Source organism: Paraburkholderia sp. WC7.3g, assembly GCF_050436345.1.
GTDB classification, from domain to species: Bacteria; Pseudomonadota; Gammaproteobacteria; order Burkholderiales; family Burkholderiaceae; genus Paraburkholderia; species Paraburkholderia podalyriae.
In genome coordinates this window covers 3,611,266-3,636,974 of the sequence record NZ_JBNDMA010000002.1, presented here as the reverse complement: position 1 = coordinate 3,636,974, position 25,709 = coordinate 3,611,266, and the positions used below count along the sequence as shown (strand labels likewise).

Sequence of the window (25,709 nt, the reverse complement as noted above, 5' to 3'; positions counted from 1 at the left end):
CGAGCGCCCGGAAGTGGCGAATGATTTACGCACCGCGCTCGGAAAGGAGTGGCTTGGGTCGCTTGACGACCCAGCTTCACCTGCGTCTATCGCGGCAAAGCTTGGGCACGACCTGTTTGTCAACAAAGGGCTGGTGCCAACCGCCTTTGAGAAAATTGAGTCCATTCTACCCACGGAAAGTTTGAAGCTTCTGTTCACGATAATTGGTGCGGTCGTGGGCGGCATTGTCGGTTCGTGGATAGCGTTGAAGTTGGGGTTGCCGACTCATGGAAAGTGATGATGAACTTGCGTTAGAGGCGATTCCTGATGGGGTCGCGCCACAGAGCGCAGACCGTCGGACCATCGCGTAGCCGGGACTCACTCAGTTTGACGAAGCCAAACCGTGCATAAAAAGGCAGATTGGCGGGTTCGGCAGTCTCGAGATACGCAGCAATTCGCTCGTGGTCGCACACTCGAAGGCCTGCGCGTAGCAACTCGCTCCCACGCCCCAGGCGTTGGCTGGCAGGGTCTACGCCCAGCACGCCTAAGTACCGGAATTCCTTGCCCGCTGGATGCATGCCATCTAGATGGTCCAATACACGCGTTGCCGCTGGAAAACGGGCAATCCCCGTCGCCGATAGAATCTTCGGCAACAAGCGGAGGTATTGCGCCCAGGTCAGCGGATAGCGGCCCGGGGGTAGCCACAGTGCGGCGGCTGTAAGTGAGTCATTGACCTGCACCTGCCCATGCTGCGCAAAGAAGCGCAGATAGAGTCGGTAAAGAAGAACCAAGTGACGTCTCCTAACCGCGTCGTCCGGAAAAACATAGCGGGCAAGAGGGTCAAGCGCGAATGCGCGTGCGAGCATGCCCGCAAGCTCTAACTCGCAGGACGGGAGATTCGAGTGTTCGATGCTCCGTGTCATTATCGGTGGTGCGAGGCGTCGGGGCTTTTACTCCGAGTATTCAAGCATCCGGCTTGGCAAATTCTAGCCGCGGGCCCGTTCAGATAAATCCGCGTCCCCCAAAGTCTTGAGAGCGGAAGCGAGAACGCAGCTCATGGGAAGCCGCAGTTCCCCACCATCGCTGCGATACGCCTCTGCGTCGTGTGCGACGGCCCGTTCAATCGACTTCAGGGCGGCCGACGTCTGGGCGTTCAGCAACGCGGCAAACCGCACGCCACCGCGTATGAGGGCATGAAAGGGTGTATCGGGAGCATGAAGCACGAGGGTAAGGTCCAGCTCCCGCACGCCCGGTTGGACGAACCCGGCATCGAGCAACACGCGTGCTGATTCCTGCCAATCGCTGAACTGGAAGAAGGGTGGTCCCGGAGGGACGGGAACATCGGTCGTCCCATGCTTCTCGATGGCCTTCAACACCATGGCGAAGCCCACTGCCTTCTCCGGTGTCGCCCATACCGTGAAGGCGATTCTGCCGTTAGGTTGCAGTACATGAAACGCCTTCGCGAGCGCGCGCTCGGGGTGCGGAAAATGCAACAATGCGAAGCTGATGCCCACTGCCGCGAAGCTTTCGTCGGGAAATGGCAAATCCTCCGCGTCGCCGACGCGGAACTCAAGTCCCGGAAAGACACGTCTCGCCTTTTCAACCATCGCAACCGAGAAATCCACGCCGGCGACATCCGCGCCGCACCGCGCGGCGGCAGCGGCGAGGTAGCCAGGGCCGCATGCAACGTCGAGAAAACGCGCGCCTCGCTGAAGGCAGAGTGTCTCGAGCATTGCGTGGTTCGACTGGGTGGTCAAATCACCGAAATACGTATGATAGGCCTGCGCGACCCGCTCCCAACCTTCGTGCTCGAAGGCGCTGAAGTCGAGTTGCCCCATGCTTACCTCCACCGGTCCGACACGTTGGCAAGTTGCTGCGCAGGCTTATGTTCCTCGTAAGGGTATGTCTGCCTATCGGGAAAACAATCCAGGGTCGGCGACGCAAAGAGCAAACGAATGTGTGGTGCGCCGCACCAACAAGCGTCACCCGAGGCCGCCGAACAGCCGCTTTTGGGCTACGCTTGTTTGTGTTGCGGTCCCGCTGAAACAAATGCCAATGTCAACTTTTGGCACTATAGTTCAAGTAGTTTCCTGCCTCTGGATGCGGTGCGGAAAAATGCGTCATACCTCGAAGGCGGCCGGTGCGTCACGGCGTTTTCGCCTATCGGGCGACTGGGCTGTAAAAGCGCCGATGCAAGGGTGCAGCGGATGAAAGACACGAAAACGGCGTCACTGCGGTACCAGGTTGAAAAATGGCTTGCTCCCACCGCGCCAGTGCATGTAACCGCGTTTGGGCATAGCCGCTTTGGCAGAGGGCGTTACGTACGTGTGGAAACCTTACAAGTGACGGGTCTCCACGCACTGTTCTTCTTTGAACACGACGACGGCTACTGGAACGTGTTTCCACCCGCTGCTGGCGTGGCGAGACGGCCGTAGGACGCCCAGCTTCGCGCGGCGGGTAGCTTTTCGGCAACAAGTTAGTCCGACGCCCGCACCGTTCCTTTTCCTGGCACTTTGCATCTCAGCGGCAAGTTGCGCAACGCCTCACTTGCGCTTGACTGGCTTGAGCAACTGGAAGAAGACTCGGATGATACGCAAGACGCTCAATGCCTCGCGGCTACAGCAGGAGGTCAATCGGGGAATCCATCGACTGCAGAAAATCATGGAGGATGGCGTAAAGATTCGTGTGCCGGGGCCGCAGTTGCATGAAGCTGACAAGACAAGCTGCAACTGGAACATGACTCACTTCGGCAACGCGGTCAGTTTCGAGCGCGACATCGAGCGCGTGCTCAAGGCCACGCGTGTGGAACGCGACCTCAATACCACAGTGAAAGAAATCGGCAACCCATTTGGGGACCGGCCGCGAAAGACATCGATTCCTTGTTGGTATTTGAAGGGTATCCGTCAGCGCATCCCGTCTTGAACGCACGTACGCGCGGTGCGAAGGTGTAGCCATCGTAACGACGGAGCAATGCGATGGAGAACACCGCGGGAGAGACTGTATCGACGGGCACGCGGCGGCCTCGGCAGGGCGAGGCGTTCTGGCGAGAGATGGTCATGGCATGGAAAGGAAGCGGACTTGGCGAGCGTCACTTCTGCCGTGAGCAGGGACTTGCCGTCAGTACGTTCGATCTGTGGCGCAAGAAACTGTCGAACCTGGAGGATGAAACCGAGCGTCCGCTGGCGGTCACCCCTGACGCGGCGTTCGTCGTTGCCCATGCGGGCATCGGGGCGCCGCCAGCGGTGCCATCACCGACAGTGGACACGTCGTCTACGCGTGATCGGGTGACGCTGTCCCTCGCCGGCGTTCGCATCGAACTGACGGGCGCGCACGCCGAGCGCATCGTGCGCTTCGTGCTCGGGCAGCTTGGAGGTGCGCGTTGCTGATCGCCGCCGACGTTCGTGCCTACATCTGCCGTGATCCGGTCGACATGCGCAAGTCGATCGACACACTGTCGTATCTGGTCGAACCGCTTCTGGCCCAGAAGCCGGCCTCTGGCAATCTGTTCGTGTTCGTTGGTCGGGATCGCACGAAGGTCAAGTGCTTATATTGGGATCGCACCGGTTTCGCGCTCTGGTACAAGCGGCTTGAACACGGACATTTTCCATCACCGTCGTCACTCGCCCAACGTGGCTTCACGCTCGCTGAACTCAACGCCTGGCTGGAAGGCATCGAGATCCCGGCGCGCGAGCCGCATCGTGCCGTCGCAGTGAAGCGCGTGAGCTGAACTGGCTATTGCCTGCGCAGATACAACGCTCTCCGATCTTGTAAACGTCGCGCGAGTTGGGCATCATGACAGGCATGCCGCCCACCGCCATCACTGTCGCGGATTTGCCGGTCGAGCCCGATGCGCTGCAAGCCTTCGCGCTCGAACAGAACAGGCTGGCATGCGTGCTGTGGGAGCAACTGGAAATCCTGCAGCACCAGATTGCCCAGGCGAACCGCGCGCACTTCGGGGTCAGCTCCGAGCGGCTGGCGGCCCAGGCGGATCTGTTCGATGCCGCTACGGAGTTACCGGTTCCGCCCGAGCCGGATGAGGTTCCGGTTGCAGGCCACACCCGCAAGGGACGTCCTGCCCTGCCGAAGGACCTGCCGCGCACGCGCATTGAATACGATCTGAGCGACGAACAGAAGGCGGCATTCGATTCACTCGAATGCATCGGCGAAGAGCGCAGCGAGACGCTGCACTACGAGCCATCCAGGCTCACCGTCATTGAGCACATCCGCTTCAGATACGCGGCGAAGAAGGATGGTGAGTCGACCATCGTGACGGCGAGCGCCCAGCCTTCACCGCTGCCGAAGAGCAATGCGAGCGCGAGCCTGCTGGCTAACATCCTGGTCAATACCTACGTCGATCATCTTCCCTTGAATCGCCAGGAGACGCGCTACGCGCGCCGTGGTGTGTACCTGCCCCGGGCAACGCTGTGTGAATGGAAGCTGGCGGCAGCCGAGCTGCTCGAAGTGCTGCTGCCGCCGCTACGCGGCTCACCAGTTGCAGGCCCCGCGCATGCACGTGGACGACACAACGCTGCCGTTACTCGAGAAGGGTCGCACGGCGACGCGCACCGCACGATTATGGGGATACCTGGGCGCGGGGCAGCGCGAGGAGAACGGTGTCTGGGTTGACCACCCGCCGGCGGTCGTGTTCGAATTCGCTGAGTCGCGCTCCGGTTCGCATCCGCTGCGCTACCTGCAAAAGTACAAAGGCTATCTGCAGGCCGACGCATACAGTGGACATGGCGCACTCTACGAAACCGGAGATATCGTCGAGGTTGGATGTTGGGCCCATTGCCGCCGACGCTTCTTCGAAATCGCGAAGGCGCAAAGCAAACCGGGACTTGCAGCGCAGGCGCTGCAGTGGATCACGCAGTTGTATGCGATCGAGTCGCGGATCAAGGACCAGACGCCTGAGCTCAAATATGCGGCGCGGCAAACTGAGGCACTGCCGCTACTCGTGCTGTTCCGGCAATGGCTGGAAGGCAACGTCATCGGCTTGCCGGCTCAGGCGCCGCTTGCAAAGGCCTTCGGCTATGCGTTACGTCACTGGCCGGCGCTCGTTCGCTACACTGAGAGCGGTATCCTGCTGCCGGACAACAACGCTCTCGAGCGGCAAATCAGACCCATTGCCCTCGGAAGGGCGAACTGGCTCTTCGCGGGCTCCCCGCGCGGCGCCCGCGCGAGCGCCACGATGTATTCGCTGCTCGGCACGGCTCGCCTGAACGGTTTCGAGCCGTACGCGTGGCTCAAGGACACGCTCGAGAAGCTGCCATCGTATCCTGTCAATCGCGTGCACGAACTGTTGCCGCTCGCCCGTTAAACGCCATCACATTCATGGACATTCTCGACTCACTCCGGCAGGCGCCCAGCGCCGAACTCTATCGCCTTTATCTCGCCGTCGGAAAAATGCTCGATGATCCCCGACGCATCCTGGAAGTACGGCAGCGCCTGCACCTCGGCATGGCTATCAGTTATATCCCAGACAACCCGCTGGCCCCTCCATTGCAGGGAACCGTCGTTGAGCTTCGGCAAACACAGGCGGTCGTTCAGGACAATGCGAGCCGGCGCCGCTGGGCGCTACCGTACGCGGCGATCGTTCCCGATAGCGCAGCCCCGATTCATCCTGAACCGGCACCGCCACCGCGCGCACAACGCGACGAGTTCCTCGTCGGCGACACCGTCGGTTTCACCGACAAACACCTGAGCGAGCGTGTCGGCACCATCGTCAGACTCAACTCGAAAACGGCCTCGATTGCCGTGACAGATTCCGAGGGTCACTGGCGTGTTTCCTACGGTCTGCTGTGGCGTATCGTCGATCTATAGCCCTATCAACTCTGGTAGCCCAAGATCGACGCAAAACGTGAACATCGCATTGAGATGGAAGTGGTGGTCGACGCCTATACCGAGGAAGAGCGGGCGATGTCGTGGTACTGCTATCTGGAAGAGCAGCTCTCGTTTCCATTCGAGGCCGGCATTCGCCAGGCAATGGCCTCTTCACCACTGCACCCGGGGGAACACGTTTCGGTCACCGGACTCGCTCATGAAGACCTATGTCGGGTTGGCATCTTCGTCTGGGCGCGGTAGGGCCAACGTGACGTGGTGGCACCCCTGGCTCAGATCGTCCCGGTGAACAGCGATCAACCGTAAGCGGCAATTCCTCCGCATCTGGCGAACCCAGCTGAGGAGGGTCAAGCTTGTGTCCGCAACAACAACTTGCGGACGCAAACATGACCCCAGACGATCTTGACTTCCTCCCTCTCAAAGTCACGCATATCGATGAAGGCGGCCGGCGCTGCTTTGATCCAGAGGACAAGCGCCGGCTGATCGAGGCATGCCAAAGGCCAGGAGTGTCGGTGTCCGGGCTGGCTCTCAAGGCTGGCGTGAACGCCAACCAGTTGCGAAAATGGGTCCAGCGCGAGCGCGGAGAGTGCCGCCGCACGGAGAAGCCCCTTGACGTTCACGTGCCGGCGTTCGTGCCGGTCGTAGAGCTCGCACCTCCCGGACCGGCGACGTCCGAAGCCTTGGCAGCCTCAACGCGACGCGAAGCAGTGAGGCCCTCGCACCGCCCGCCGTTGCCCTCACGCTTGGTGGCGCAGTTGCCTAACGGGGTGAGTCTTGAACTTGAATGTGGCCAACAGGATACGGCGCTGCTCACGGCGATGATCGACGCGTTGAGGAGTCGCTGATGCTGCGCTTCGCCGATGACCTGAGGGTCTACCTCTACCGCGAGCCGATCGACTTCCGTTGTGGCATCAATACCCTTGCCGCCCTGATTGAGGACTCGATGCAGATGGACCCTCTCGCCCGCGCCGTGTATGCGTTCCACAACCGCAAATGCGATCGCATCAAGCTCCTGCTGTACGATCGCACCGGATTCTGGCTGCTGCTGCGTCGGCTTGAGGAAGACCGTTTCGTCTGGCCGCGACGGCATGAGGAGGTGATCGAACTGACGACGCAGCAGCTTCACTGGCTGCTCGATGGCATCGACATCGACGCGCTTCGCCGTCATCCTGTGCGCCATTACCAGCACGCCAGCTAGCCCGGTGCGTTGCACGTAAACAACGGGAAGTGCGCCCTTAACGAATTGACGTAAACCTACGACGCGCCGCGCTTCGCTACCCTGGAGCGCATGAAGAATGCACTCGACCTCAAGCACGTACCCCGGGCCGTCGAGGGCTATATCCACGCGCTCGAAGCGCGTGTAGCCGACGACGCGAAACACATCGACGAACTGAACCAGCGCGTCGAGCAACTTGAAGAACAGGTCCGCCTGCTGCAGGCCGAGCATTACGCACCGAAAAGCGAAAAACGCAAGGATCGTGTGTTCGACGAAGCCGAGCAGATTGCACGGACCGAGCCCTGCGACGAGAACGATGAGGAAGTCCAGTCCGCGCTGCCCGACACCGGATTGCCATCGGCCAGCCAGCCTGAACGACGCAAGGCCGGACGCAAGCCGTTGCCGGCGTACCTGACGCGTGAACCAGTCGAATACGACCTGCCGGAGGACCAGCGAGGCTGCCCCTGTTGCGGCAATCCGATGCATCGCATCGGCGAGGACGTCAGCGAACAGTTGCACGTCGAGGTCAAGTGGACAGTCCGCAAAAACGTACGTTCCAAGTGGGCCTGCCGACACTGCGAGCGGCACGCCGAACATACTCCGGTCATGCTTGCGCCGATGCCGATTCAGCCGATCCCGGGTAGCCATGCGGACGCATCGGTGATCGCGACGGTCGCGATCGCGAAGTACGTCGACGGCATGCCGTTGTACCGGATGCAGGAGGCGCTCGCACGCTGGCAGATTCCGGTGAGTCGCGGCACGCTCGCCCATTGGGTCATTCGCCCCAGCGAACTGCACTACAGCCGCCTGTACGATGCGCTACATAAAACGTTGCTGTCGCAGCCACTAATCCACGGCGATGAAACGACAGTTCAGGTACTCAAAGAGCCCGGCAGGTCCGCGTTGAGCAAGAGCTACATGTGGTGCTACCGCAGTGCCCAGGACTGCGCCGAGCCCGTGGTGTTATTCGAGTACCAGCCGGGGCGCGGCCAAGAGCATCCGAAGAAGTTTCTGGGCAACTACAGTGGCATGCTGATGAGCGACGGTTACAGTGCCTGGCGCACGCTTAAAAATGCAACGCACTTCGGATGCATGGCACACGCGCGCAGGCTGTTCGTCAAGGCGGACAAGGCGGCTACAAAAAAGACGGACTCTGGCAAGCAGAAGATGCCGAATGCTCGCGTGGCGAAGGCGCTTGAGTACTTCCAAACCCTATACCGCGTTGAGGCACTGGCCAAAGGCGATCTGCCCGCCGGCCAGACACGTGCGGACTATACATACGAATTGCGGCAAAAACACAGCGTGCCGCTGCTCGAGGCCTTCAAGGCGTGGCTCGATGAACTGGCGCCGAAGGTGACGCCGCAAAGCCTGCTCGGCAAGGCGATTGCCTATACGCGCAACCAGTGGGAATATCTCAGTCGCTACGTCACTGATGGTTGCGCCCCCATCGATAACAATGTGATCGAGCGCGACGTAAGGCCGTTTGCCACTTCGAGAAAATCGTGGCTGTTCAGTGACACGGTTGATGGCGCGAAGGCCAGCGCCACGATCTACAGCCTGGTGCTGACGTGCCGGGCTTGCGGCGTCGAGCCGTACGATTACCTGCTGCATGTACTCACGGAGCTGCCGCAGCGTGCGCCCGATGCAGACGTCACCGACCTGTTGCCGTTCAATTATGCGCGGCAACAGCAGGCCAAGGCAGAGACAGGCTGACGTACTGGCCACGCGCCCGTCATCGTGACTGCGCGCGCTTCCATCAACCAGTGATGCGGCTACGCTCGACCGTCACTTGCAAGTAATTCTCCATTCGGTGTGCTAAAGCTCGCGCTTACGATCAACCGACACGACTCGCCGTCGCTGACTGGCACTACTGGCACGATCAAGGTTACGCGTTCTGACATCCAGAGAGCCGTCGCACTGTCGCAGCGGGATCTCGCTCACCTCGTCCTGATCTCTCGCGGCGTTGTTGGTCTCGTACTATATTCCAACTTCTGACGGGTTACGCTGACGGATACTTTGAAGGCGTGGGCGCTGATGGTGCGCTTACCCCAGATGGTCTACCTTGCGACGCCGCGTCGCAGATATTCCTCGCTTCGAAACCCGTGCGTTCTACCAGCATCGACATAGTCCGTGTCGCTCAGAAATTTTGGACAACTGGCGAATGGACCTCTGGATTCAACCCTGCGCACGGTGCGCTGACCTATACGGCAAAACGTCGGCCGAGCCTCCTCATCACGACCTCGCGCTCGAGGGCATTGTGCCGCTGCGGGCTACAAAACGAGAGGAACACTACATCTGTTCGCAGTGTGGGGCGGTGTTCGTTCGCATTCTCGGTGGCACACCTTCGCAGCAGATTTGGATGCTATTGAACGCAGGGCAGCATTGACGCAACTCTTCAACGCGCTGAATCATTCATGGTCGCGCGCGTCATCGGGCCTCTATGCGGGACGTTTAAGAATCAGGGCTGGCAAACTCAAGGCGAGGAAGTACCGACCCGCTTGTATAGACCGGCTGGCCCTAGGCCTTGAGTGCGGAAGCCAAGACGCAGGTCATGGGAATCCGCAGCTCTCCGGCGTCGTTCCGATATGCCTCTGCGTCGTGCGCCACGGCCTGTTCAATCAACGCCAGCGCGGCCGGCGTCTGGGCGTTTAGCATCGCGGCGACTCGAACGCCACCGCGCATGAGTGCGTGAAACGGTGTATCCGGCAAACGAAGCACAAGGGTCAAGTCCACCTCGCGCATATGCAATTGAACGAACCCCGCATCAATCAATATGCGCTTCGATTCGTCCAAATCGCTGAGCCGAAAGAAGGGCGGTCCCGGCGGCACGGGCACATCGGTCGTCCCGTGCTTCTCGATTGCCTTGAATACCATCCCGAAGCCGACTGCCTTGTCCGGTGTTGCCCAGACCGTAAAGGCGATTCTGCCGCCAGGTTGCAGCACACGAAACGCCTCCGCGAGTGCGCGCTCGGGGTGCGGAAAATGCAGCATGCCGAAACTGATGCCCACTGCGTTGAAGCTTTCGTCGGGGAAGGGCAAATCCTCGGCGTCGCCGATGCGAAACTCAAGCCCCGGAAAAACGCGCTTCGCCTTTTCGACCATCGCGAAGGAGAAATCCACGCCAGCGACATCCGCGCCGCGAAGCTTGGCTGCAGCAGCGAGGTAGCCTGGGCCGGATGCTACATCCAGAAAACGCGAACCTCGCTGAATGCCGAGCACCTCGAGCATCGCGTGGTTCGACTGGGCAGTCAAATCACCGAAATACTCGTCATAGGCCTGCGCGACCCGCTCCCAGCCTTCGTGCTCAAATGCGCTGAAGTCGACTTGTCCCATGTTTGCCTCCACTCGTTCGGCACCCGGGCGCGTTGGAGCGCGGGCCTTCATGTTCCTCGTAAAGGTACTGTCTGTCTATTGAGTGAACAATCCAGACTGACGACTGAAGCGCGAGCAACTATGTGGTGCGGCGCACCAACAACGTCGCCTGTTGGCAGCGCCAATTGATATCAAACTGGGGTTCGCTGTACGACGCATAGCGTCGCTGCGCAAAAGACAGCCCCGGGTGTTTCGACCCTGTTCCGGCGGACTTCCTAGCGCGGGCCAGGTTTGTCATCAGACTGGAACGGCCCTACTACCTCGGCATCCTCAGACGGTGTGCCATCTCCCACCTCGAATATGCCCCGCGCAACGCCATCGCGCTGCGTCTCGATTGGCGCCAGTCGCGCGATAGGGCGGCCATCACGCAAAATGGCGACCTCGTGAAACTCACCGCACTCGTGGGCTGCAATCAAAGCCGGAAGGGCTGCGACGGCTTCGTTGATGGCAATGGTGGTCATTGATGCGCGCCTGAAAACAGGGCGGCGGGTACGACAAGGATGAGTATGTAGGATATGGCCCCAGGTCCTGGCATTGACGCTGCTAGAACTTCTCCGCCCATCGCCGTAATTCGACCTCCCAGGTCCAGGCGCTGCGATGCTGACGATGAACGTGAAGGTAGGCGACGAAGTCGCAGCACTGAACTGAGCGCTGCGACTGTCGCAGACCAAAGGCACTTCAGCACGCTGAAGACGGCTACCGCCAGCCCCGACATTTAAACCGCCCTAGCTACAGCTTCTAAAAAAGAGTCTTCTGGATATTAAAGGAGCCCCTTTTCCTATAAAGAATAAGGAAGCGAGCTCCTTGAGGAACAAGCGGAAGGCCTTCCCGTAAAAGGACGAAATCCGACTTCTCTCTCAAGCCGAGTTCGACATGCCAGCGACACATCGCGAAACGGCACGCGCAGTGTGGCGGTGTACCGGTCGTTTCATTCCGGGTTCCCCGTCGCACGCTTCGAGCGCGCCTTGGGTCGGATGGCCGCGCGAGAAACGATACATAGAGGAAGGCGAAACAGAATTTTTAAGAATTCGGCTATCTGAAATTTTAGCTGGCGGGGGGTGAGTTTTCAGCGCTTGCTATACCGGTTATCCTAGCGCGAATGTTCGGTGGCGCCGTCGGGCATACGAGAGGAAATTACGGTGGGTCCGGAGTTAACGGACCTAGAGTACGCAGGGGAACCGCTTGCGTGAAACGACCTACTGAAAAGGAAATGCATGTACAAGATTACTCGACTGACCACTTCGGCAACGCCAGTGCAGGGGCGCTTCCACGCCATCTGGTTCGCAAGAGCGGTCAACGGCGAGGCTGATACAGGCCTGCGGTTTTTCGGACAAACCGTGGTGAATCACGCTGACGAAACGTACTTCGGCGATGCGCATCTGATGTTGGACGGGCTTTCATCCGATGAGCGTCAGCGCTACGAGGCGGATTTCGGACTGAAGTCCGGCGAGGAAATGCGGGCCGCAAGGCAGGTGTCGGAACGGTTGTGCCACTTCATCGAGGGTGGCGACGCGGAATTGACGGAAGTGCTGGAGACGATTCCCGAGCTTGAATTCGACGAATGGTTGAGTGAGCTTTGATGTCCTTACCACACGAATAAACACCGGCTTTGCTGTGAACTTCGGCTCACCAGCCTAAGCATCGTGATGCGTGCGACAAGCCGGTGAGAAGGATGAATTGAACGTGCGCACCTGATTGCAAACTTCCGGCCACCGTCAAGCGGTGGCCGGATTTTGATGCCGACAGGTTGGTCGACGTCGTTGCGCTTACTTCCGTCGGCAAACAGTCAAATTCAGGCGAGTGATTCGGGGATTCACATTCAATGAATCGGGCGGTGAGGGGTTACGCTGCACCCGATAGCGGCAATCCGCTCATCAACTCGTCATCGAGTTCGTCGACCGTGAGAGGATATCGGATGAGCAGATGGTGGAACGGAAAAGCCTTACCGCGAGACCTGCCGGCAAGTGGTTGTTCAGCTACGCCGAGTGAGATGCTGGCGTTGCTCGGGCATCCCGTGGCATAGTGCGGCGACTGCCATCAAAGGGGGAAACCATGGCTACACTCGAAAAGGTACAGGCACAAATCATGAAGTTGCAGGCACAAGCAGAGGCACTCGTTGCGAAGCAATCGAGTGGTGTACTTGAGAAGATTCGCGCGTTGATGTCAAAGCACGGACTGACGACAGCCGACATCGATGCCCACGCTGGCGGCAAGAAGCGTGGACCGAAGCCCGGGACAAAGGCTGCGGTCGTCACGAAGGCTTCTTCTGCGGCGAAGTATCAGGACCCGAAAACCGGTGCGACTTGGTCCGGGCACGGTAGGGCTCCGGGCTGGATTGCGAACGCGAAGGACCGTAGCAAATTCCTGGTTCAGGATGGCGCTGATGCAGTCGTCGCTGCAGGCGCGGCAAAGGTGAGCAAGGCCAAGACTGCGGTCAAGAAGACGGCGTCGAAGTCAGTCGGTGCAACTGCGGGCAAGGCGCAGCGGAAAGGCCCGCAACCGGCGATGTACCGTGACCCGAAATCGGGCGCGACGTGGAGTGGACGCGGGCGTGCGCCGGCGTGGTTGGCTGGTGCCAAAGACCGGTCGAAGTTCTTGATTGGCGGCGCTGCGGCGGTGGGCGATGCGAAACCGGCGGTCACGAAAGCTGTTGCGAAGAAGGCCCCGACGGCGAAGAAAACTGCTGCCAAGAAGGCCGTGAGCGCGAAGGTGTCGGCCAAGAAAGCGCCGGCGAAAAAAGCGCCGCGCAAGAGCGTGGCCGTGCCCGCTCCGGTGGCCACAGTCGAGTCTGGCGCCGAGTTGACGACCTAATCGTAGTTGTCAGATGCCCGGTGGACCAGCGATTTTGTGGTTCCACCGGGTACACCAAGCTGACGACGTTTATTGCGCTGTGTTGCCTGACGTTGCGATGGCCAGCGTCGTTTCAATACCCGCGCCAATCATGATGCTCGCGCCACTCGTGCTCACGCCATTCCTGGCGGCGCCATTCACGTTCACGCCACTCGCGACGTTCGCGCCATTCACGGGCTCGCCAGTCGTCGCCACCGCCGTACGCGACGGCGACAGGTGCGGGAGCATACACGACGGGAGGTGGCGGTGCGTACACTGGTTCTGCAGGCGCATACACGGCTCCGGGGATGCCCAATCCAATGGCGACGTCGACGTGTGCCGATGCTGCCGTTGATGCTGCCAGTACTGCCAGACCGAGCGCTGCGCCGAGAATTTTCTTGTTCATCTTCGCTACTCCTCGCACATTGAGTGCAATGTCAGTGACTACGGCTCGGAGTGTAGGAGGGGGCGTCGGACACATGTGAAACGGGGGTGCGAGATTCGTAACACGACATTACCAATGTCGGTGCACCGCGTGCGCGGTACTTCGTCGGGACCTGCAACTGCTCCGTGTGATGGTTGAGAACCAAGAACCCAGCGCTCCGGGGCCCATCGAAGAGTTATTACTCCCGGGAACATGCCGCATCTTCCAAAGGGTGGAATGGCCCGCTTCTGGGATGTGGGCGGTCGCACGCGCCTCAGGCGAATTCCAAAACTGGGAATAGGTGCCAGTCGCGATAGCAGCGGGCGCGAGCGTCGCCGTCAGCAACGCAGGTCCAACTCTGTTCACATTTCCACTGCACCCTCAGTTCCTGCTTACCTCGAATCGGCGAGAACTGCTTCTTCTAATTCCGAGAGCTATACGAGACTATTAAGCATGAGATGGATTTCTGGGAGAGAAATCGTGGAACTTTTCCGCATGGTTTGCATGGTGTTGGCCGGCTTTTTTGGGGTACGCAAACGCGCTGCTCATGAGGCGGATTTGGCGAATGTCAACATGGTGCTGCTGCCGTTTGTCGCAATCGCACTCGCCTTGATGATTGGCTTGCTTATCTTTGGAGCCGTACATTTGACTGCCGACGTCACAAGTTCGATGCAAGGATTCTGATTGCAAGCGCGCTCATGCACGCGGATTGGACAAGGCAAAAGCGCCGCAGAGCGCCTCGCGACGTAGACCCGGCCGTTGACGCTGCACTGGTGACACTAGCCGTGAATGGAAGGGTCGTCGAGGATTTCGGCGAGTCCGCGAATCGCGTTTTCGAAGCGCTCGTCCCAAGGATGGCCGAAATTGAGCCGGATGCAGTCTTGGAAGCCGTGCGTCGGTGAGAAAATTGGCCCCGGAGCGATGCTGATACCGCGCGCGCTCGCCAACGCGTGAAGCTCCATTGCTTTGACAGACTGCGGGAGCTGTAGCCACAGCATGTAGCCACCAGTCGGACGCACCCACCTAACGGTACTCGGCAGCCACTTATGCAGTGCCGTCTCCATTCGCTCGAGCTGCGACTGAAGCGACGAACGCAGCGAGCGCAAGTGTCTGTCGTATCCTCCGTGCTGCAGATAGTCGGCAACGCCTGCTTGCGCGGGAATGCACGCAGAAAGTGTTGTCATCAGCTTCAGCCGTCTGACTTTGTCAGCGAATCGGCCAGCCGCCGTCCACCCGACTCGATAGCCGGGCGCGAGTGTTTTTGAAAATGAACTGCAGTGCATGACAAGCCCCTGTGTATCGAACGCTTTGGCCGGCAGCGGACGGTCGCGGCTGAAATGAAGCTCCTGGTAGACGTCGTCTTCGATGAGCGGTACTTCGCGTCCACGCAGTAGTTCGACCAGAGCGCGCTTCTTGTCGGCCGACAAGGACGTGCCGGTCGGATTCTGGAAGTTGGGCATGAACCAGCACGCTCGAATGGGGTGCTGGTCAAGCGCACCTTGTAACGCTTCGAGGTCAAGGCCGGATACCGGGTCGACAGGTATCTCTATAGCTCGAAGGTCGAGCCGCTCAATTGCTTGCAGGGCGGCGTAAAAACCCGGGGACTCCACGGCTACAAGGTCTCCAGGCCGGGTGACGGCCATCAGACATAGATTCAACGCTTCGAGGGCGCCATTTGTAACGAGAATCTCGTTTGGCGACACGGACATGCCCGTTCCAACGTACCGAAGACTGATTTGCTGGCGGAGATGGTCGTTACCGGGCGGCAGGTCTTCCACCGTGTTCCATGGGGTGAGCGACCGGGTGCCGGAAACCAGTGACTTCAGAAGCCGTGCAGATGGAAAGAGCTGTGGAGCGGGGAACGCTGAACCCAACGGCACAATGTCCGCATGCCGGGCTGATTCGAGCACGGAGAACACCAAATCGCTGATGTCTACCTTCCTTGGTTCCGCTGCGAGTCCTTCTGCTCGAACCGTCTCGTTCACAGTGGCGCCCTGAGTGACGAAATACCCAACACGCTCCTCGGCGCGCACGAGACCCCACTGCTCAAGGAGCGAGTAGGCGCGAAATACCGTCGACTGGCTCACGCCGTACTGCGCGATGAGGTGGCGAAGCGACGGAAGCTTGGCTCCGGCGGGAAGAAGGCCTTCCCGGATTTGCGTTGCCAGATTCTTCGCGATAGTCTCGTAGCGATTCATTGATTGCCCTTACCGTGTTCTTCGGTGACCGAACTCGCAGCGCACGCTTTCTCGCGCGATTCCCGCCGTGTCTGCCGAGAAACCGTGCCGCAATACTACAGCTTCCGTTGATGAGCCAGCGACGACTGCGGTGGGGCCAGCAGCGATTGAGCGGGCGCTATCCCAGTTACGTCGGTTGAGCTGTGCCTTGCTACGACCACGTGGACGCGGCGACCGGTCCTACGTCCCACGGGTTCTGGCTCGCGAAGCCACCATTTCCGCAAACGATGTGTTGAATTCCGTGTCGTCCAGCAAGTTCATGCCAGGAGGCGTTGACGGTCATGGAAACACTCAATCCTAACGACAACGAATTCGGTCGAAAGTTGGCGCTCACTCACACCGAGAAGCGTCTCGCCGACCTGCTCGCGTACGTCCTGACTGACGCGATGACCGAAATCGAAGTGGCGTCAAGAGACCTGCAGATTTCTGACTCCAGCTTCGTGCGCTTACGCCGGGCGATGGGCCGGGTTGCTTGCGCGCAGTCGCTGTTGGAAACAATGAGGGCAGGGAGCGTGGGCGCGGGCGATGAGGAGACGGCGTTGCGGGTGCTGCGGGTGCGTGCTGCGGTGGAATTGCTGGCAAGAGAGAGTGGCCGGAGGACTATCCAGCCGGGGCGGTCGAGTGGCTTTTGTTGGGCGGTTTCAAAGGTGAAGCGCAACAGCGGGTTAATGAACGGAAGCTGAAGTTATGGAAGCGGTTGCGAGCATACGTTCGAACACCTCGAATGGCGAATGAAATGCATGCGTAGCACGCGGTCGGCTGTTGAGGCTGTCGGCGATGGCATCGAGTTCGTCCTGGCTGTAGATCGAGAGGTCGGTGCCTTTTGGCAAGTACTGACGCAGCAGCCCGTTGGTGTTCTCACAGGTGCCGCGTTGCCAGGGGCTGTGCGGATCGCAGAAGTACACGCGCACGCCGGTGGCGGCGCTGAGCTCCTGATGGCGGGTCATTTCCTTGCCCTGGTCGTAAGTGAAGCTCTGGCGCAGGGGCGCAGCGATCGAATTCAGCTTCGCAGTGAAGCCGGCCAGGGCCGAGGCGGCGGTGGCGTCGTCCATCTTCGCCAGCAGCACCAGGCGACTGGTGCGCTCAACCAGCACGCCGACGGAAGACTGGTTGCCGGCACCCTTGATAAAGTCGCCTTCCCAATGGCCTGGCATCACCCGGTCATCGACCTCAGGCGGGCGCACATGGATGCTCACCATGTCGGGGATCTGGCCGCGCCGGTCAGTGCCCCGCTTGCGTGACATACGCGTGCTGTGGCCGTGGCGCAGACAGGCGATAAGCTGGCGGCGCAGCTCGCCGCGTGGCTGGGCATAGATGGCGGTGTAGATGGTCTCGTGCGAGACATGCTGGGTCGGATCGTTGGGCCACATGCGCTTGAGGGTACCTGAGATCTGCTGGGGCGACCACTTCCATTCCAGCAGGGTGAGTACCACGCGCCACGACACGCTTTGAGGGTGCAGCTTGGGACACGGGCGCGCAGCCTCGCGTCGGCTCGTGCTGAGCGCCTGCGCTGGTGCAGACGCATAGCCCACGGCAGAACACGTGTTCCTGGTCAGCTCGCGGCTCACGGTTGACGCCGCGCGCCCGAGTGTTCGGGCGATGACCTGAACGCTCGAACCCTGCTGCTTCATGCTTGCAATCGTCATGCGTTCTTCAGGCTGCAGTTGTTGGTAACTTCTTTTTTGCATTGGCACACCTTACACGAGCAAGGTGTTGCACTTCAAATTTGATCGCGCCGTGGATAAAGCCCTGGAAGTGGTGATGACGAAGGGCCACAAGACGGCGGGTGGCGACCGGCTCGGCAAGACCATCATCTTTGCCAAGAACAACGACCATGCTGACTTTATCGCCAGGCGCTTCGATGTCAACTACCCGCATTACAAAGGGCACTTCGCTCGCGTTGTGACGTACAAGACGGAGTACGCGCAGATGGTACTCATACAGAGCGTGGCAAGCGATGACTGGTGGGACGATGTGACTGTTCCCATGCTGGAAACGGTACGACGCAGGCTGCGGGCGCTCGTGAAGTTGATACCGAAAGGTCAGAAGAAGATTGTCTACACCGATTTCGAGGATGAACTCGGTGAGTCAGCCATTATTGACCTGCCTCAGGTGACGGCCGGATTGAATATGGGTACCCATTGAACGTATTGCGCGATGCAGCGATTGCCCGTGAGGAACATGAGTTCATCCGGGCAGAGTGGGTGCGAATTCAGAAAGTGCTCCGCTCGCCCCTGCTACCTTCTGGCTCGGAATAATCATGGTCGCGCGCCGCCGAAATGTGGCGCCTGCTGTTCAAACTTGCTGTCTGGACAAATATCTGTCAAGACAGTGGGCTGCTCAGACGCAGAACACCCCTGCCACCAATCGCGGCCACGCCTTCCGCAGCCGAGCGGGCACTATATACGGAGCCCCCGGCAACTCGCCGTCGTTCATCTCTTGCCCCGTTTGCTCCGGCTGATGCCAAAGGTCGCGCTCTAGTTGCACCCGCTCGAAAAGCAGCGACCACCGGCCGTGAAGAAGCTCCGGCGAGCAGTTCGCCACATCTGCAAAAAGGTCGGCCGACTGGAGCGACCATGGCGCCGCACCTTCTGGATGGTCGTCGGCAATGAGGCTCGCGACAGCACGGTCGAGCCACTCGCGCAGGCTTAGCCCGCATTTCTGTGCGGACACGATTGCCGCCGCCATCACGGCGGGTGACATGTGCAGCACAGTGCGAACGTCTGACGACGTGCTGTCAAGGCAAGTTGTTTCCATAGTCTGATGGCCTCCGTCGTTTGGCTGACGGTCGCAGGATGGCTTAGCGGCGCAGGATTTCCACGCAGTTTTTGTTACCAAATCCCGACGGGTGACTACACGAGATGTGCCTGGCCACGGCGGCTGGGACGCTTCTTGAGGTCATATCCGGCTCCCGATGTCGCGCGCGCGTGCGGCGGGTACGAAAGCAACGGCGAAGGCCGAGGCCGACGAATGTGCAGCTCGAGTTGGGGAAGGGCAGCTGCCAGACGATTGTCCGGCATCTGCGGTTGCAGGCGCTCAAATGCAATGGGGCGCAACGCAGGCCAAGTCTGTGGGCCTGCCGCATCCGACGAAATGTCAGCCTGCGCATATAAGAAAGGGGCCACGCCGTGTGGGAAAATTGTGGGAAAGCGGCTTTTTGCGTTTTCCTGTGGGAAATTTCCTAGGGCGGGAGCTTTGCTGGAAATCTAAGCCAGAAAAGGCTTCGAGAGATTTGGTGCCCAGGGCCGGAATCGAACCGGCACGCCTTGCGGCGGGGGATTTTGAGTCCCCTGCGTCTACCAATTTCACCACCTGGGCAGATACTGCGGCGCGCATGGGGGAGATCAGCGCGCGAAGAAGACGCCGATTATGGCCGAAAATCGGTGGACGGGCAAGCCGACTGCTTTCGCCCGCTCAGACCGTGCGCGAGAACCGTTCGAGTGTCTGCTCGCCGAGATAGCGATCAAATACCATCGCGAGACTGCGCACCAGCATGCGGCCGGCCATCCGCACTTCGAGCTTGCGCGCGCTGAGCGAGATCAGCCCGTCGTCCTCGAATGAACGCAGACGCGCGAGTTCCGGCGCGAACGTGTCGGCGAAGTGGATGCCGTACGCCGTCTCGAATTCGTCGAAGCGCAGTTCGAGGTTGCGCATGAGCTGCGTGATCACGTCGCGGCGCAGACGGTCGTCGGCGGACAGGCGGACGCCGCGCGCGATCGCGAGCCGGCCCGCATCGATCGCGTCGGCGTAAGCGGGCAGCGCTCTCGCGTTCTGTGCGTACACGTCCCCGACCTTGCCGATCGACGATGCGCCAAAGCCGATCAGATCGCACTCGGCCCGCGTGCTGTAGCCCTGGAAATTGCGGTGCAGCGTGCGCCGTGCCTGCGCGCGAGCGAGTTCGTCGCCAGGCAGCGCGAAGTGATCCATGCCGATGTGGACAGAACCCGCGTGCGTCTGCCGTTCGACCACCCGTTGCAGCAGAGCGAGCCGCTGTTCGCTCGACGGCAGCGTCGCGGAATCCATCTGGCGCTGCATCTTGAAGAGCTGTGGCATGTGCATCGTGTCGAACGTTGCGCGGAACTGCGGCGCGCTCGGATAGGACGTATAACGAGGACCATTCGCGCTGTAGCGCGCGAGCAGGTCGGGGCGGAACAGGGTGTCGGCTTGGGACATGAGCGGGATCGGACGGTGGGCGGCAGTGGCACAATGCGGGTCTGGCAACGCGTTGCCAAGGTTTGAGTTCAGGAAAGATGACGTGGATCAAAGGTTGAACAGCGCACGGGTGGACGATCACGCGTGCCTTCCCGATTGCGGCGCGTGCTGTATCGCGCCGTCGATTTCGAGTCCGATTCCGGGCATGCCGAACGGCAAGCCGGCGGGCGTGCGCTGCGTGCAACTCGGCGACGATCTGCGCTGCGCGATCTTCGGTCGGCCGGAGCGGCCCGCGTGCTGCTCGGGTCTGCAGCCGCAACTCGAGATGTGCGGCGCGAATCGCGGTGAAGCGCTCGCGTGGCTCACGCAACTCGAAGCGCAAACGCAACCGGCATCCCATCCATGACGCGCGGCACGCGGTCAGCGCCGTCGCCAACCACACCCCGCCGACGCAAGCCGATGTCCGCAAGGGCGTCCACAGGAGATTTCGCATGACTCGACCCGCAGCGCCGGCCCGGCGCCGCTTTTTGCGCGCAGCGCTGACTGGCAGCAGCGTGCTTGGCATCACTGTGTCGCTCGCGGCATGCGCGAGCCCGATGTTTCCGTTTATGCCGTCGCATTACACGTTCTCGCAACAGCAGGTGCAGGAGGCCGTGCAGCGCAAGTTCCCGTATCAGCGCACGGTGTCGCAGGTGTTCGAGGTCGCGCTGAGCAATCCGGTGGTGGGCATGCTGCCCGATGCGAACCGGGTGCAGGTGAAACTCGATGCGCGTTTCGCGAGCCCGTTCCTGCAACAGCCGGTCGATGGTGTATTCACGCTGTCGAGCGAACTCGCGTACGACGTCGCGAGCCGCTCGGTGATCCTCAAGTCGCCAAGTGTCGATAACGTCAGCGTGAGCGGCCAGGCGCAGGCCTACACGCAGCAGATCAACGCGGCCGCGGCGCTGCTCGCGACCCAGTTGCTGACCAACTATCCGATCTACACGTTCAAACCCGAGCAACTGCAATTTGCCGGCGTGAGCTACGAACCCGGTACAATCACCATCCTTACAAACGGCATACGCGTGCAGATCGTCGAAAAATGACGCGCACGCGCGGCCGCCTGGGCCGCGCATGCCAGCGATGACCGCGCGGCCCTCTTCGTTGCGACAACCTACCGCGATAAGGGGCACGGATGGACTGGCTACTGGCTTGCAAGGCGCTGATTCTCGGCGTGGTCGAGGGTTTGACGGAGTTTTTGCCGGTGTCGAGCACCGGGCATCTGATCGTCGTCGGCAGTCTGCTCGATTTCTCCGACGAACACGCAAAGACCTTCGATGTCGTGATCCAGCTCGGCGCGATTCTCGCCGTGTGCTGGGAGTTTCGCCGCCGCATCGGCACCGTGATCGTGGGTCTGCCGAGTCGGCCCGATGCGCGCCGCTTCGCGCTGAACGTGATCATCGCGACGATTCCGGCGGTCGTGCTCGGCCTGCTGTTCGAAAAGTCGATCAAGCAGGCCCTGTTCTCGCCGGTGCCGGTTGCGTTCGCGCTGGTCGCGGGCGGCGTCGTGATTCTGTGGGCGGAGGCGCGTCAGCGTGCGCGCGGCGACACGGCGGTGCGGGTGCGCAGCATCGACGATCTGAGCCCGCTCGATGCGCTGAAAGTCGGCCTCGCGCAGTGCTTCGCGTTGATTCCGGGAACCTCGCGTTCGGGCTCCACGATCATCGGCGGCATGCTGTTCGGCATCGAGCGTCGCGCCGCGACCGAGTTTTCATTCTTTCTCGCGATTCCGATCATCTTCGGCGCGACCGCCTACGAGCTGTACAAGGACTGGCATCTGCTCACCGCCGATGCGCTCGGCAGCTTCGCGCTGGGCTTCGCGGCGGCGTTCGTCAGTGCGTTCATCTGCATACGCTGGTTGCTGCGCTACGTCGCGTCGCACGACTTCACGGTGTTCGCGTGGTATCGGATCGGCTTCGGCCTGCTGATCCTGCTGATCGGTTATAGCGGCGGGTTGAGCTGGGCCGATTGAGCCCTGCCGCGCGATGAAAAAAGGTCCGCATATGCGGACCTTTTTTGTTGGCTTGCCGTCTCGTCGCGTTACGCGGCGCCGCGCTTGCGGAACACGAGATCCCACACGCCGTGGCCGAGCCGCAGGCCGCGCCGCTCGAACTTCGTCACCGGACGGTAGTCGGGCCGCGGCGCGTAGGTGTCGGCGGTGTTCTCGAGCAACGGATCGGCGCCGAGCACTTCATGCATCTGTTCGGCGTAGTTCTGCCAGTCGGTCGCGCAATGCAGATACGCACCCGGCTTCAGACGCGACATGAGTAGCGCGACGAACTTCGGCTGGATCAGCCGGCGCTTGTGATGGCGCGCCTTGTGCCACGGGTCGGGGAAGAAAATGTGCACGCCGTCGAGGCTGTCGGGCGCGATCATGTGCTCGAGCACTTCGACCGCGTCGTGCTGGATGATGCGGATGTTCGTCACCGACAGTTCGCCGATCAGCTTCAGCAGCGCGCCGACGCCGGGCTCGTGGACTTCGACGCCCAGGAAATCGTCGGCGGGACGTTGCGCGGCGATCTCCGCGGTGGTCGCGCCCATGCCGAAGCCGATCTCCAGTATGCGCGGCGCCTGTCGGCCGAACACGCTGGTCCAGTCGGGCTGCTGCGGCGCGTAGGGTACGACGAAGCGCGGACCGAACTCATCGAGCGCGCGGCGCTGGCCGGTCGACACGCGACCGGCGCGCGTGACGAAGCTGCGAATGCGGCGGTGATACAGCGTATCTGCCGGCGCTGCACCCGGCGTGCCATCGGCATTGTCCGCATGGTTGCCGGTGGGCTGGTCGGCGCCTGCGCTCATGGGTGTCGGGGAGTCGTCCGGGAGGCCGGAGTCGTTTGGATCGTGGATCATCGTCGATGCTGCTGCAAGGGTGAGGGCTGCGCGTCGCGCGCACTATGCCGGGCCGTTGCCACTACAAAAAAGCCGCCTTCAGGGAGGCGGCTCTTGCTGGATTGCGCTGAACACTCAGCCGGAAAGTGGAGCGGGCGATGGGAATCGAACCCACGGCTCTAGCTTGGGAAGCTAGGGTATTACCATTATACGACGCCCGCGAAAGGCAAGATTTTACAGGGATTTCGCCCGTTTGGGCAGGGGTATGGTTCGCGCGCGCGAACAGCAAACCCGTCTTTTCGCTTCGACGGTTCGAACGGCACTGACCTTCAGATACCGTCTCCGCTTGCCGTTAACCCGCCTGGTTCCCAACGCCGTGCGCTTTCGAAACCGGAAGCCAGCACGAGCCCGGCGCTCCCCTCCTGATCAAGAGACTTTCCCAAGATGCAGTGGCTTTCCAATCTGAAGCTGAGCCAGAAGCTTGTCGGCTCGTTGTTGCTGTGCGCATTCGTGACGGCCATCGTCGGCACGGTCGGTGTGCTGAAGGTGCGCGAACTCGCGACGATGCAAACCGAGATGTACGACCGCGAATTCGTGCCGGTGCGCGACGATGGCACCGCCGCCTGGCAAGCCGCCTCGCACTTCCGGCGCCTGTATTCGTACATTCTGAATCCGGAGCCGGCCGGCCGCGCCGATACGGTGCGCCTGAATCACGGCGGCGAAGCGGCGATCCTGTCGGCGTTCGGCTACGAGCGCAAGCACGCGACCACTGACGCGCAAAAGCAATTGCTGAGCGACTTCGACGCCGCCTATCCGGCCTATATGAGTTCGGTCGCGAAAGTGATGGCGCTTGCCGACCAGGGCGATCAGACCGGCGCGCTCGCGGAGCTCAAATCGACCACCGATCCGCTGCATGTCAAGCTGCGCACGCTGATGATCAAGCTGTCCGACGTGCGCGACGAACTGGCGAGGCAGCGCGTCGCGAACGGCGTCGACATGGTCCGCTCGGTGACGTGGTGGATCGCGGGCTGCGCGCTCGTCGGCGTCGCGATCGCGATCGGCCTCGGGCTGCTGGTGACGCGCGCGGTCGTGCGGCAGATCGGCGGCGAACCGGCCGAAGTCGCGAAGCTCGTCGAGCAGATCGCGAGCGGCGACCTGAGCCAGCGCCTGCACACCGACAGCACTGACGAGCGCAGCATCCTGCGGGCGGTCGCGCACATGCAGCAGCGTCTCGCGACGACGATCGACTCGATCCGCGAAAGCGCCGAGTCGGTCAGCATCGCTTCGCAGCAGATCGCGGGCGGCAACATCGATCTGTCCGCGCGCACCGAAGAGCAGGCCGCTTCGCTCGAACAGACCGCGGCGAGCATGTCGGAGTTGACGCAGACCGTCAGCCGCAACAGCGACAACGCGCGCAACGCGAGCGCGCTCGCGACTCAGGCGGCGCAGGTCGCCAACACCGGCAATACTGCCGTCGAGGGCATGGTGCGGACCATCGGCGAGATCAGCGGCAGCTCGACCAGGATCTCGGAAATCACCGGCGTGATCGAGGGCATCGCGTTCCAGACCAATATTCTTGCGTTGAACGCGGCGGTCGAGGCGGCGCGCGCGGGCGAGCAGGGGCGCGGCTTCGCGGTGGTCGCAAGCGAGGTGCGCAATCTCGCGCAGCGCTCGGCGAGCGCGGCCAAGGAGATCAAGGAGATGATCACGACGTCGGTCGCGATCATCGAGGGCGGAACGCGGCAAGTGGCCGAAGTCAGCACAACGATGACCGATATCAAGGACGCGATCCATCGCGTGTCGGATATCGTCGGCGAGATCGCGACGGCCTCCGAGGAGCAGAACCGCAGCATCCACCAGGTCGGCCAGGCCGTCACGCAGATGGACGAGACCACACAGCAGAACGCGGCGCTCGTCGAACAGGCGGCGGCAGCAGCGCAATCGCTCGAAGTGCAGGCGCGCAATATGAAGCAGACGGTGTCGGTGTTCCGGACGGGGGAGAGCCGCGGTTTCGCGGCGGCCGGATCGAAGCCGGCGCCGACGTAAGCGCCGGCACGCGCACGCGTCGACAAGCTGACGTTGCCACAGCCGGCGATCGCCGCGCCTGCGCGCGAGCGCGCGGCGGCGACCGCGGCTGCCGAGAGTGACTGGGGTACGTTTTGACCGACGGCTTGCGCGCGGCTCGGCGTCGAGCGTTAGCCGACCTACCCGCGCGATCAGCTCAGATCACGAAATAAGTCAGCTGAACCGCCGCGCGCGTGACAACCATCTGCAGCACCTGCACGATCACGAACAGCAGGATCGGCGACAGATCGATGCCGCCGAATTTCGGCAGCACGCGGCGCAGCGGATTCAGAAACGGCGCGGTCAGCTGATAGAGAATCGGCATCGCCTGCGAACGCGGATTGAGCCACGACAGCAGCGCCATCAGAATCGTCATCCAGATGATCAGATTGAGCGCCCATTTGATCGCCGTCAGCACCGCGACGATCAGCAGCGTCGGCACGAGCGTCAGTGGATCGGCGCCGGTCAGCACGATCATCAGGACGACGTAGATAATCGCGGTGATCAGCGTCGCGACCACGCTCGCCCAGTCGATGTTGCGTGTGCTCGGCAGAATGCGCCGCAGCGGCAGCACGATCCAGTTGGTCGCCTGCAGCACGGCGTTCGAGACCGGGTTGTACGGCGGCAGGCGCACGACCTGCAGCCACGCGCGCAACAGCAGCGCCGCGCCAAACAACGTGAAAACGGTATTGAGCAGAAAACGGGCGATATCGCCAAACATCTCGTGTCC

At 61.3% G+C, this 25,709-nt stretch carries 28 protein-coding genes, 2 tRNA genes and 3 pseudogenes; 20 read left to right on the top strand and 13 right to left on the bottom strand.

Features of this window, described 5'->3' with window-relative positions; genetic code table 11:
- The first annotated feature begins 13 nt into the window (after nt 1-13).
- Nucleotides 14-277: a hypothetical protein gene (locus OKW43_RS28220; protein WP_187639149.1), complete on the top strand. Its 264-nt coding sequence runs from the start codon at nt 14-16 to the stop codon at nt 275-277.
- Nucleotides 278-290: 13 nt separating this feature from the next.
- Here the strand turns inward: OKW43_RS28220 and OKW43_RS28215 are convergent, their stop codons facing one another.
- Together OKW43_RS28215 and OKW43_RS28210 are read right to left on the bottom strand one after the other, a co-directional pair.
- Nucleotides 291-770: a GNAT family N-acetyltransferase gene (locus OKW43_RS28215; protein ID WP_429451067.1), complete on the bottom strand. Its 480-nt coding sequence runs from the start codon at nt 768-770 to the stop codon at nt 291-293.
- Nucleotides 771-965: 195 nt separating this feature from the next.
- The gene (locus OKW43_RS28210; protein WP_187639689.1) at nt 966-1,817 is read right to left on the bottom strand and encodes a class I SAM-dependent methyltransferase; all 852 of its coding nucleotides are present in this window, start codon (nt 1,815-1,817) and stop codon (nt 966-968) included.
- Nucleotides 1,818-2,565: 748 nt separating this feature from the next.
- Here OKW43_RS28210 and OKW43_RS28205 point away from each other — a divergent pair.
- The 10 genes and pseudogenes from OKW43_RS28205 (at nt 2,566) to tnpC (OKW43_RS28160) (ending at nt 8,746) form a co-directional block, all read left to right on the top strand.
- On the top strand, nt 2,566-2,901 hold the full coding sequence (locus OKW43_RS28205) for a hypothetical protein (RefSeq protein WP_187639688.1): 336 nt from the start codon (nt 2,566-2,568) through the stop codon (nt 2,899-2,901).
- Nucleotides 2,902-2,954: 53 nt separating this feature from the next.
- Complete coding sequence (gene tnpA, locus OKW43_RS28200) at nt 2,955-3,365, top strand: IS66 family insertion sequence element accessory protein TnpA (protein WP_187633489.1); 411 nt, start codon at nt 2,955-2,957, stop codon at nt 3,363-3,365.
- Nucleotides 3,359-3,706: an IS66 family insertion sequence element accessory protein TnpB gene (tnpB, locus tag OKW43_RS28195; RefSeq protein WP_147394152.1), complete on the top strand. Its 348-nt coding sequence runs from the start codon at nt 3,359-3,361 to the stop codon at nt 3,704-3,706. The genes tnpA (OKW43_RS28200) and tnpB (OKW43_RS28195) overlap by 7 nt, the downstream gene beginning before the upstream one ends.
- 65 nt (nt 3,707-3,771) lie before the next feature.
- Nucleotides 3,772-4,605 (top strand): transposase, encoded by an 834-nt coding sequence (locus OKW43_RS28190; RefSeq protein ID WP_429451063.1) that lies wholly within the window; start codon nt 3,772-3,774, stop codon nt 4,603-4,605.
- Nucleotides 4,493-5,296 (top strand): IS66 family transposase, encoded by an 804-nt coding sequence (gene tnpC, locus OKW43_RS28185; protein WP_429451061.1) that lies wholly within the window; start codon nt 4,493-4,495, stop codon nt 5,294-5,296. Before OKW43_RS28190 ends, tnpC (OKW43_RS28185) begins: the two co-directional genes overlap by 113 nt.
- A gap of 14 nt (nt 5,297-5,310) precedes the next feature.
- Entirely contained in the window at nt 5,311-5,799 is a 489-nt protein-coding gene (locus OKW43_RS28180; protein WP_187639766.1) for a hypothetical protein, read from the top strand.
- A gap of 54 nt (nt 5,800-5,853) precedes the next feature.
- A pseudogene (locus tag OKW43_RS28175) lies at nt 5,854-6,057 on the top strand (calcium-binding protein); the annotation flags it as partial.
- Nucleotides 6,058-6,203: 146 nt separating this feature from the next.
- Nucleotides 6,204-6,662: an IS66-like element accessory protein TnpA gene (tnpA, locus tag OKW43_RS28170; protein ID WP_429445454.1), complete on the top strand. Its 459-nt coding sequence runs from the start codon at nt 6,204-6,206 to the stop codon at nt 6,660-6,662.
- A complete protein-coding gene (gene tnpB, locus OKW43_RS28165; protein ID WP_429445452.1) occupies nt 6,662-7,015 on the top strand; it encodes an IS66 family insertion sequence element accessory protein TnpB in 354 nt (117 codons plus the stop codon). The genes tnpA (OKW43_RS28170) and tnpB (OKW43_RS28165) overlap by 1 nt, the downstream gene beginning before the upstream one ends.
- Before the next feature lie 90 nt (nt 7,016-7,105).
- Nucleotides 7,106-8,746: an IS66 family transposase gene (tnpC, locus tag OKW43_RS28160; RefSeq protein WP_429451058.1), complete on the top strand. Its 1,641-nt coding sequence runs from the start codon at nt 7,106-7,108 to the stop codon at nt 8,744-8,746.
- Between the two features lie 804 nt (nt 8,747-9,550).
- Here tnpC (OKW43_RS28160) and OKW43_RS28155 read toward each other — a convergent pair.
- Together OKW43_RS28155 and OKW43_RS28150 are read right to left on the bottom strand one after the other, a co-directional pair.
- Nucleotides 9,551-10,366 carry a class I SAM-dependent methyltransferase gene (locus OKW43_RS28155; RefSeq protein ID WP_187639420.1) on the bottom strand — a complete coding sequence of 272 codons (816 nt, stop codon included), beginning with the start codon at nt 10,364-10,366 and terminating at the stop codon, nt 9,551-9,553.
- 254 nt (nt 10,367-10,620) lie between these two features.
- Nucleotides 10,621-10,866 (bottom strand): type II toxin-antitoxin system Phd/YefM family antitoxin, encoded by a 246-nt coding sequence (locus tag OKW43_RS28150; protein WP_187639421.1) that lies wholly within the window; start codon nt 10,864-10,866, stop codon nt 10,621-10,623.
- A gap of 753 nt (nt 10,867-11,619) precedes the next feature.
- Here OKW43_RS28150 and OKW43_RS28145 point away from each other — a divergent pair.
- Together OKW43_RS28145 and OKW43_RS28140 are read left to right on the top strand one after the other, a co-directional pair.
- Nucleotides 11,620-11,985 (top strand): hypothetical protein, encoded by a 366-nt coding sequence (locus OKW43_RS28145; protein WP_187639422.1) that lies wholly within the window; start codon nt 11,620-11,622, stop codon nt 11,983-11,985.
- A gap of 472 nt (nt 11,986-12,457) precedes the next feature.
- Entirely contained in the window at nt 12,458-13,216 is a 759-nt protein-coding gene (locus tag OKW43_RS28140; protein ID WP_187639423.1) for an H-NS family nucleoid-associated regulatory protein, read from the top strand.
- A 112-nt stretch (nt 13,217-13,328) separates the two neighbouring features.
- On the opposite strand, the gene OKW43_RS28135 is transcribed toward OKW43_RS28140, so the two are convergent.
- A complete protein-coding gene (locus OKW43_RS28135) occupies nt 13,329-13,640 on the bottom strand; it encodes a hypothetical protein (RefSeq protein WP_187639424.1) in 312 nt (103 codons plus the stop codon).
- Between the two features lie 498 nt (nt 13,641-14,138).
- Between OKW43_RS28135 and OKW43_RS28130 the strand changes: the two genes are divergently transcribed.
- Nucleotides 14,139-14,342: a DUF2970 domain-containing protein gene (locus tag OKW43_RS28130; RefSeq protein ID WP_187639425.1), complete on the top strand. Its 204-nt coding sequence runs from the start codon at nt 14,139-14,141 to the stop codon at nt 14,340-14,342.
- Nucleotides 14,343-14,437: 95 nt separating this feature from the next.
- On the opposite strand, the gene OKW43_RS28125 is transcribed toward OKW43_RS28130, so the two are convergent.
- Nucleotides 14,438-15,856, bottom strand: coding sequence for a PLP-dependent aminotransferase family protein (locus OKW43_RS28125; protein ID WP_429451055.1), 1,419 nt, complete (start codon nt 15,854-15,856; stop codon nt 14,438-14,440).
- A 320-nt stretch (nt 15,857-16,176) separates the two neighbouring features.
- Between OKW43_RS28125 and OKW43_RS28120 the strand changes: the two genes are divergently transcribed.
- The gene (locus OKW43_RS28120; protein ID WP_429451053.1) at nt 16,177-16,578 is read left to right on the top strand and encodes a hypothetical protein; all 402 of its coding nucleotides are present in this window, start codon (nt 16,177-16,179) and stop codon (nt 16,576-16,578) included.
- On the opposite strand, the gene OKW43_RS28115 is transcribed toward OKW43_RS28120, so the two are convergent.
- Nucleotides 16,561-17,583, bottom strand: coding sequence for an IS30 family transposase (locus OKW43_RS28115; RefSeq protein ID WP_429445436.1), 1,023 nt, complete (start codon nt 17,581-17,583; stop codon nt 16,561-16,563). The two genes, OKW43_RS28120 and OKW43_RS28115, sit on opposite strands and share 18 nt — an antisense overlap.
- A gap of 25 nt (nt 17,584-17,608) precedes the next feature.
- Between OKW43_RS28115 and OKW43_RS28110 the strand changes: the two genes are divergently transcribed.
- Nucleotides 17,609-18,040: a hypothetical protein gene (locus tag OKW43_RS28110; protein WP_429451051.1), complete on the top strand. Its 432-nt coding sequence runs from the start codon at nt 17,609-17,611 to the stop codon at nt 18,038-18,040.
- A 195-nt stretch (nt 18,041-18,235) separates the two neighbouring features.
- Here OKW43_RS28110 and OKW43_RS28105 read toward each other — a convergent pair whose 3' ends face one another.
- The 3 genes and pseudogenes from OKW43_RS28105 to OKW43_RS28095 all read right to left on the bottom strand — a co-directional run.
- Nucleotides 18,236-18,598 carry a hypothetical protein gene (locus tag OKW43_RS28105; RefSeq protein WP_429451049.1) on the bottom strand — a complete coding sequence of 121 codons (363 nt, stop codon included), beginning with the start codon at nt 18,596-18,598 and terminating at the stop codon, nt 18,236-18,238.
- Between the two features lie 530 nt (nt 18,599-19,128).
- Nucleotides 19,129-19,213 (bottom strand) — tRNA-Leu (locus tag OKW43_RS28100).
- Nucleotides 19,214-19,309: 96 nt separating this feature from the next.
- A pseudogene (locus OKW43_RS28095) lies at nt 19,310-19,957 on the bottom strand (oxygen-independent coproporphyrinogen III oxidase); the annotation flags it as partial.
- Nucleotides 19,958-20,150: 193 nt separating this feature from the next.
- Between OKW43_RS28095 and OKW43_RS28090 the strand changes: the two are divergent.
- From OKW43_RS28090 to OKW43_RS28080, 3 genes are all read left to right on the top strand, one after another.
- On the top strand, nt 20,151-20,453 hold the full coding sequence (locus tag OKW43_RS28090) for a YkgJ family cysteine cluster protein (RefSeq protein WP_429451047.1): 303 nt from the start codon (nt 20,151-20,153) through the stop codon (nt 20,451-20,453).
- Between the two features lie 85 nt (nt 20,454-20,538).
- A complete protein-coding gene (locus OKW43_RS28085) occupies nt 20,539-21,132 on the top strand; it encodes a DUF1439 domain-containing protein (RefSeq protein ID WP_429451045.1) in 594 nt (197 codons plus the stop codon).
- Between the two features lie 89 nt (nt 21,133-21,221).
- The gene (locus OKW43_RS28080) at nt 21,222-22,058 is read left to right on the top strand and encodes an undecaprenyl-diphosphate phosphatase (RefSeq protein ID WP_429451043.1); all 837 of its coding nucleotides are present in this window, start codon (nt 21,222-21,224) and stop codon (nt 22,056-22,058) included.
- Nucleotides 22,059-22,126: 68 nt separating this feature from the next.
- Here the strand turns inward: OKW43_RS28080 and trmB are convergent, their stop codons facing one another.
- Together trmB and OKW43_RS28070 are read right to left on the bottom strand one after the other, a co-directional pair.
- Nucleotides 22,127-22,936, bottom strand: coding sequence for a tRNA (guanosine(46)-N7)-methyltransferase TrmB (gene trmB / locus OKW43_RS28075; protein ID WP_429451041.1), 810 nt, complete (start codon nt 22,934-22,936; stop codon nt 22,127-22,129).
- A 126-nt stretch (nt 22,937-23,062) separates the two neighbouring features.
- Nucleotides 23,063-23,136: transfer RNA gene (locus OKW43_RS28070), tRNA-Gly, on the bottom strand.
- A gap of 223 nt (nt 23,137-23,359) precedes the next feature.
- Between OKW43_RS28070 and OKW43_RS28065 the strand changes: the two are divergent.
- Nucleotides 23,360-25,078 (top strand): annotated as a pseudogene (locus OKW43_RS28065) (methyl-accepting chemotaxis protein).
- Between the two features lie 58 nt (nt 25,079-25,136).
- Here OKW43_RS28065 and OKW43_RS28060 read toward each other — a convergent pair.
- Nucleotides 25,137-25,700: a YggT family protein gene (locus OKW43_RS28060; protein WP_187638433.1), complete on the bottom strand. Its 564-nt coding sequence runs from the start codon at nt 25,698-25,700 to the stop codon at nt 25,137-25,139.
- Nucleotides 25,701-25,709: the final 9 nt, after the last annotated feature.

Coding starts and splice junctions, on each gene's coding strand:
- OKW43_RS28210 (WP_187639689.1), bottom strand. CDS start 1,817: ATGGGGCAACTCGACTTCAGCGCCTTCGAGCACGAAGGTTGGGAGCGG.
- OKW43_RS28205 (WP_187639688.1), top strand. CDS start 2,566: ATGATACGCAAGACGCTCAATGCCTCGCGGCTACAGCAGGAGGTCAAT.
- tnpA (WP_187633489.1), top strand. CDS start 2,955: ATGGAGAACACCGCGGGAGAGACTGTATCGACGGGCACGCGGCGGCCT.
- OKW43_RS28190 (WP_429451063.1), top strand. CDS start 3,772: ATGACAGGCATGCCGCCCACCGCCATCACTGTCGCGGATTTGCCGGTC.
- OKW43_RS28180 (WP_187639766.1), top strand. CDS start 5,311: ATGGACATTCTCGACTCACTCCGGCAGGCGCCCAGCGCCGAACTCTAT.
- tnpA (WP_429445454.1), top strand. CDS start 6,204: ATGACCCCAGACGATCTTGACTTCCTCCCTCTCAAAGTCACGCATATC.
- tnpB (WP_429445452.1), top strand. CDS start 6,662: ATGCTGCGCTTCGCCGATGACCTGAGGGTCTACCTCTACCGCGAGCCG.
- tnpC (WP_429451058.1), top strand. CDS start 7,106: ATGAAGAATGCACTCGACCTCAAGCACGTACCCCGGGCCGTCGAGGGC.
- OKW43_RS28155 (WP_187639420.1), bottom strand. CDS start 10,366: ATGGGACAAGTCGACTTCAGCGCATTTGAGCACGAAGGCTGGGAGCGG.
- OKW43_RS28150 (WP_187639421.1), bottom strand. CDS start 10,866: ATGACCACCATTGCCATCAACGAAGCCGTCGCAGCCCTTCCGGCTTTG.
- OKW43_RS28145 (WP_187639422.1), top strand. CDS start 11,620: ATGTACAAGATTACTCGACTGACCACTTCGGCAACGCCAGTGCAGGGG.
- OKW43_RS28140 (WP_187639423.1), top strand. CDS start 12,458: ATGGCTACACTCGAAAAGGTACAGGCACAAATCATGAAGTTGCAGGCA.
- OKW43_RS28135 (WP_187639424.1), bottom strand. CDS start 13,640: ATGAACAAGAAAATTCTCGGCGCAGCGCTCGGTCTGGCAGTACTGGCA.
- OKW43_RS28125 (WP_429451055.1), bottom strand. CDS start 15,856: ATGAATCGCTACGAGACTATCGCGAAGAATCTGGCAACGCAAATCCGG.
- OKW43_RS28120 (WP_429451053.1), top strand. CDS start 16,177: ATGGAAACACTCAATCCTAACGACAACGAATTCGGTCGAAAGTTGGCG.
- OKW43_RS28115 (WP_429445436.1), bottom strand. CDS start 17,583: ATGCAAAAAAGAAGTTACCAACAACTGCAGCCTGAAGAACGCATGACG.
- OKW43_RS28105 (WP_429451049.1), bottom strand. CDS start 18,598: ATGTCACCCGCCGTGATGGCGGCGGCAATCGTGTCCGCACAGAAATGC.
- OKW43_RS28085 (WP_429451045.1), top strand. CDS start 20,539: ATGACTCGACCCGCAGCGCCGGCCCGGCGCCGCTTTTTGCGCGCAGCG.
- OKW43_RS28080 (WP_429451043.1), top strand. CDS start 21,222: ATGGACTGGCTACTGGCTTGCAAGGCGCTGATTCTCGGCGTGGTCGAG.
- trmB (WP_429451041.1), bottom strand. CDS start 22,936: ATGATCCACGATCCAAACGACTCCGGCCTCCCGGACGACTCCCCGACA.
- OKW43_RS28060 (WP_187638433.1), bottom strand. CDS start 25,700: ATGTTTGGCGATATCGCCCGTTTTCTGCTCAATACCGTTTTCACGTTG.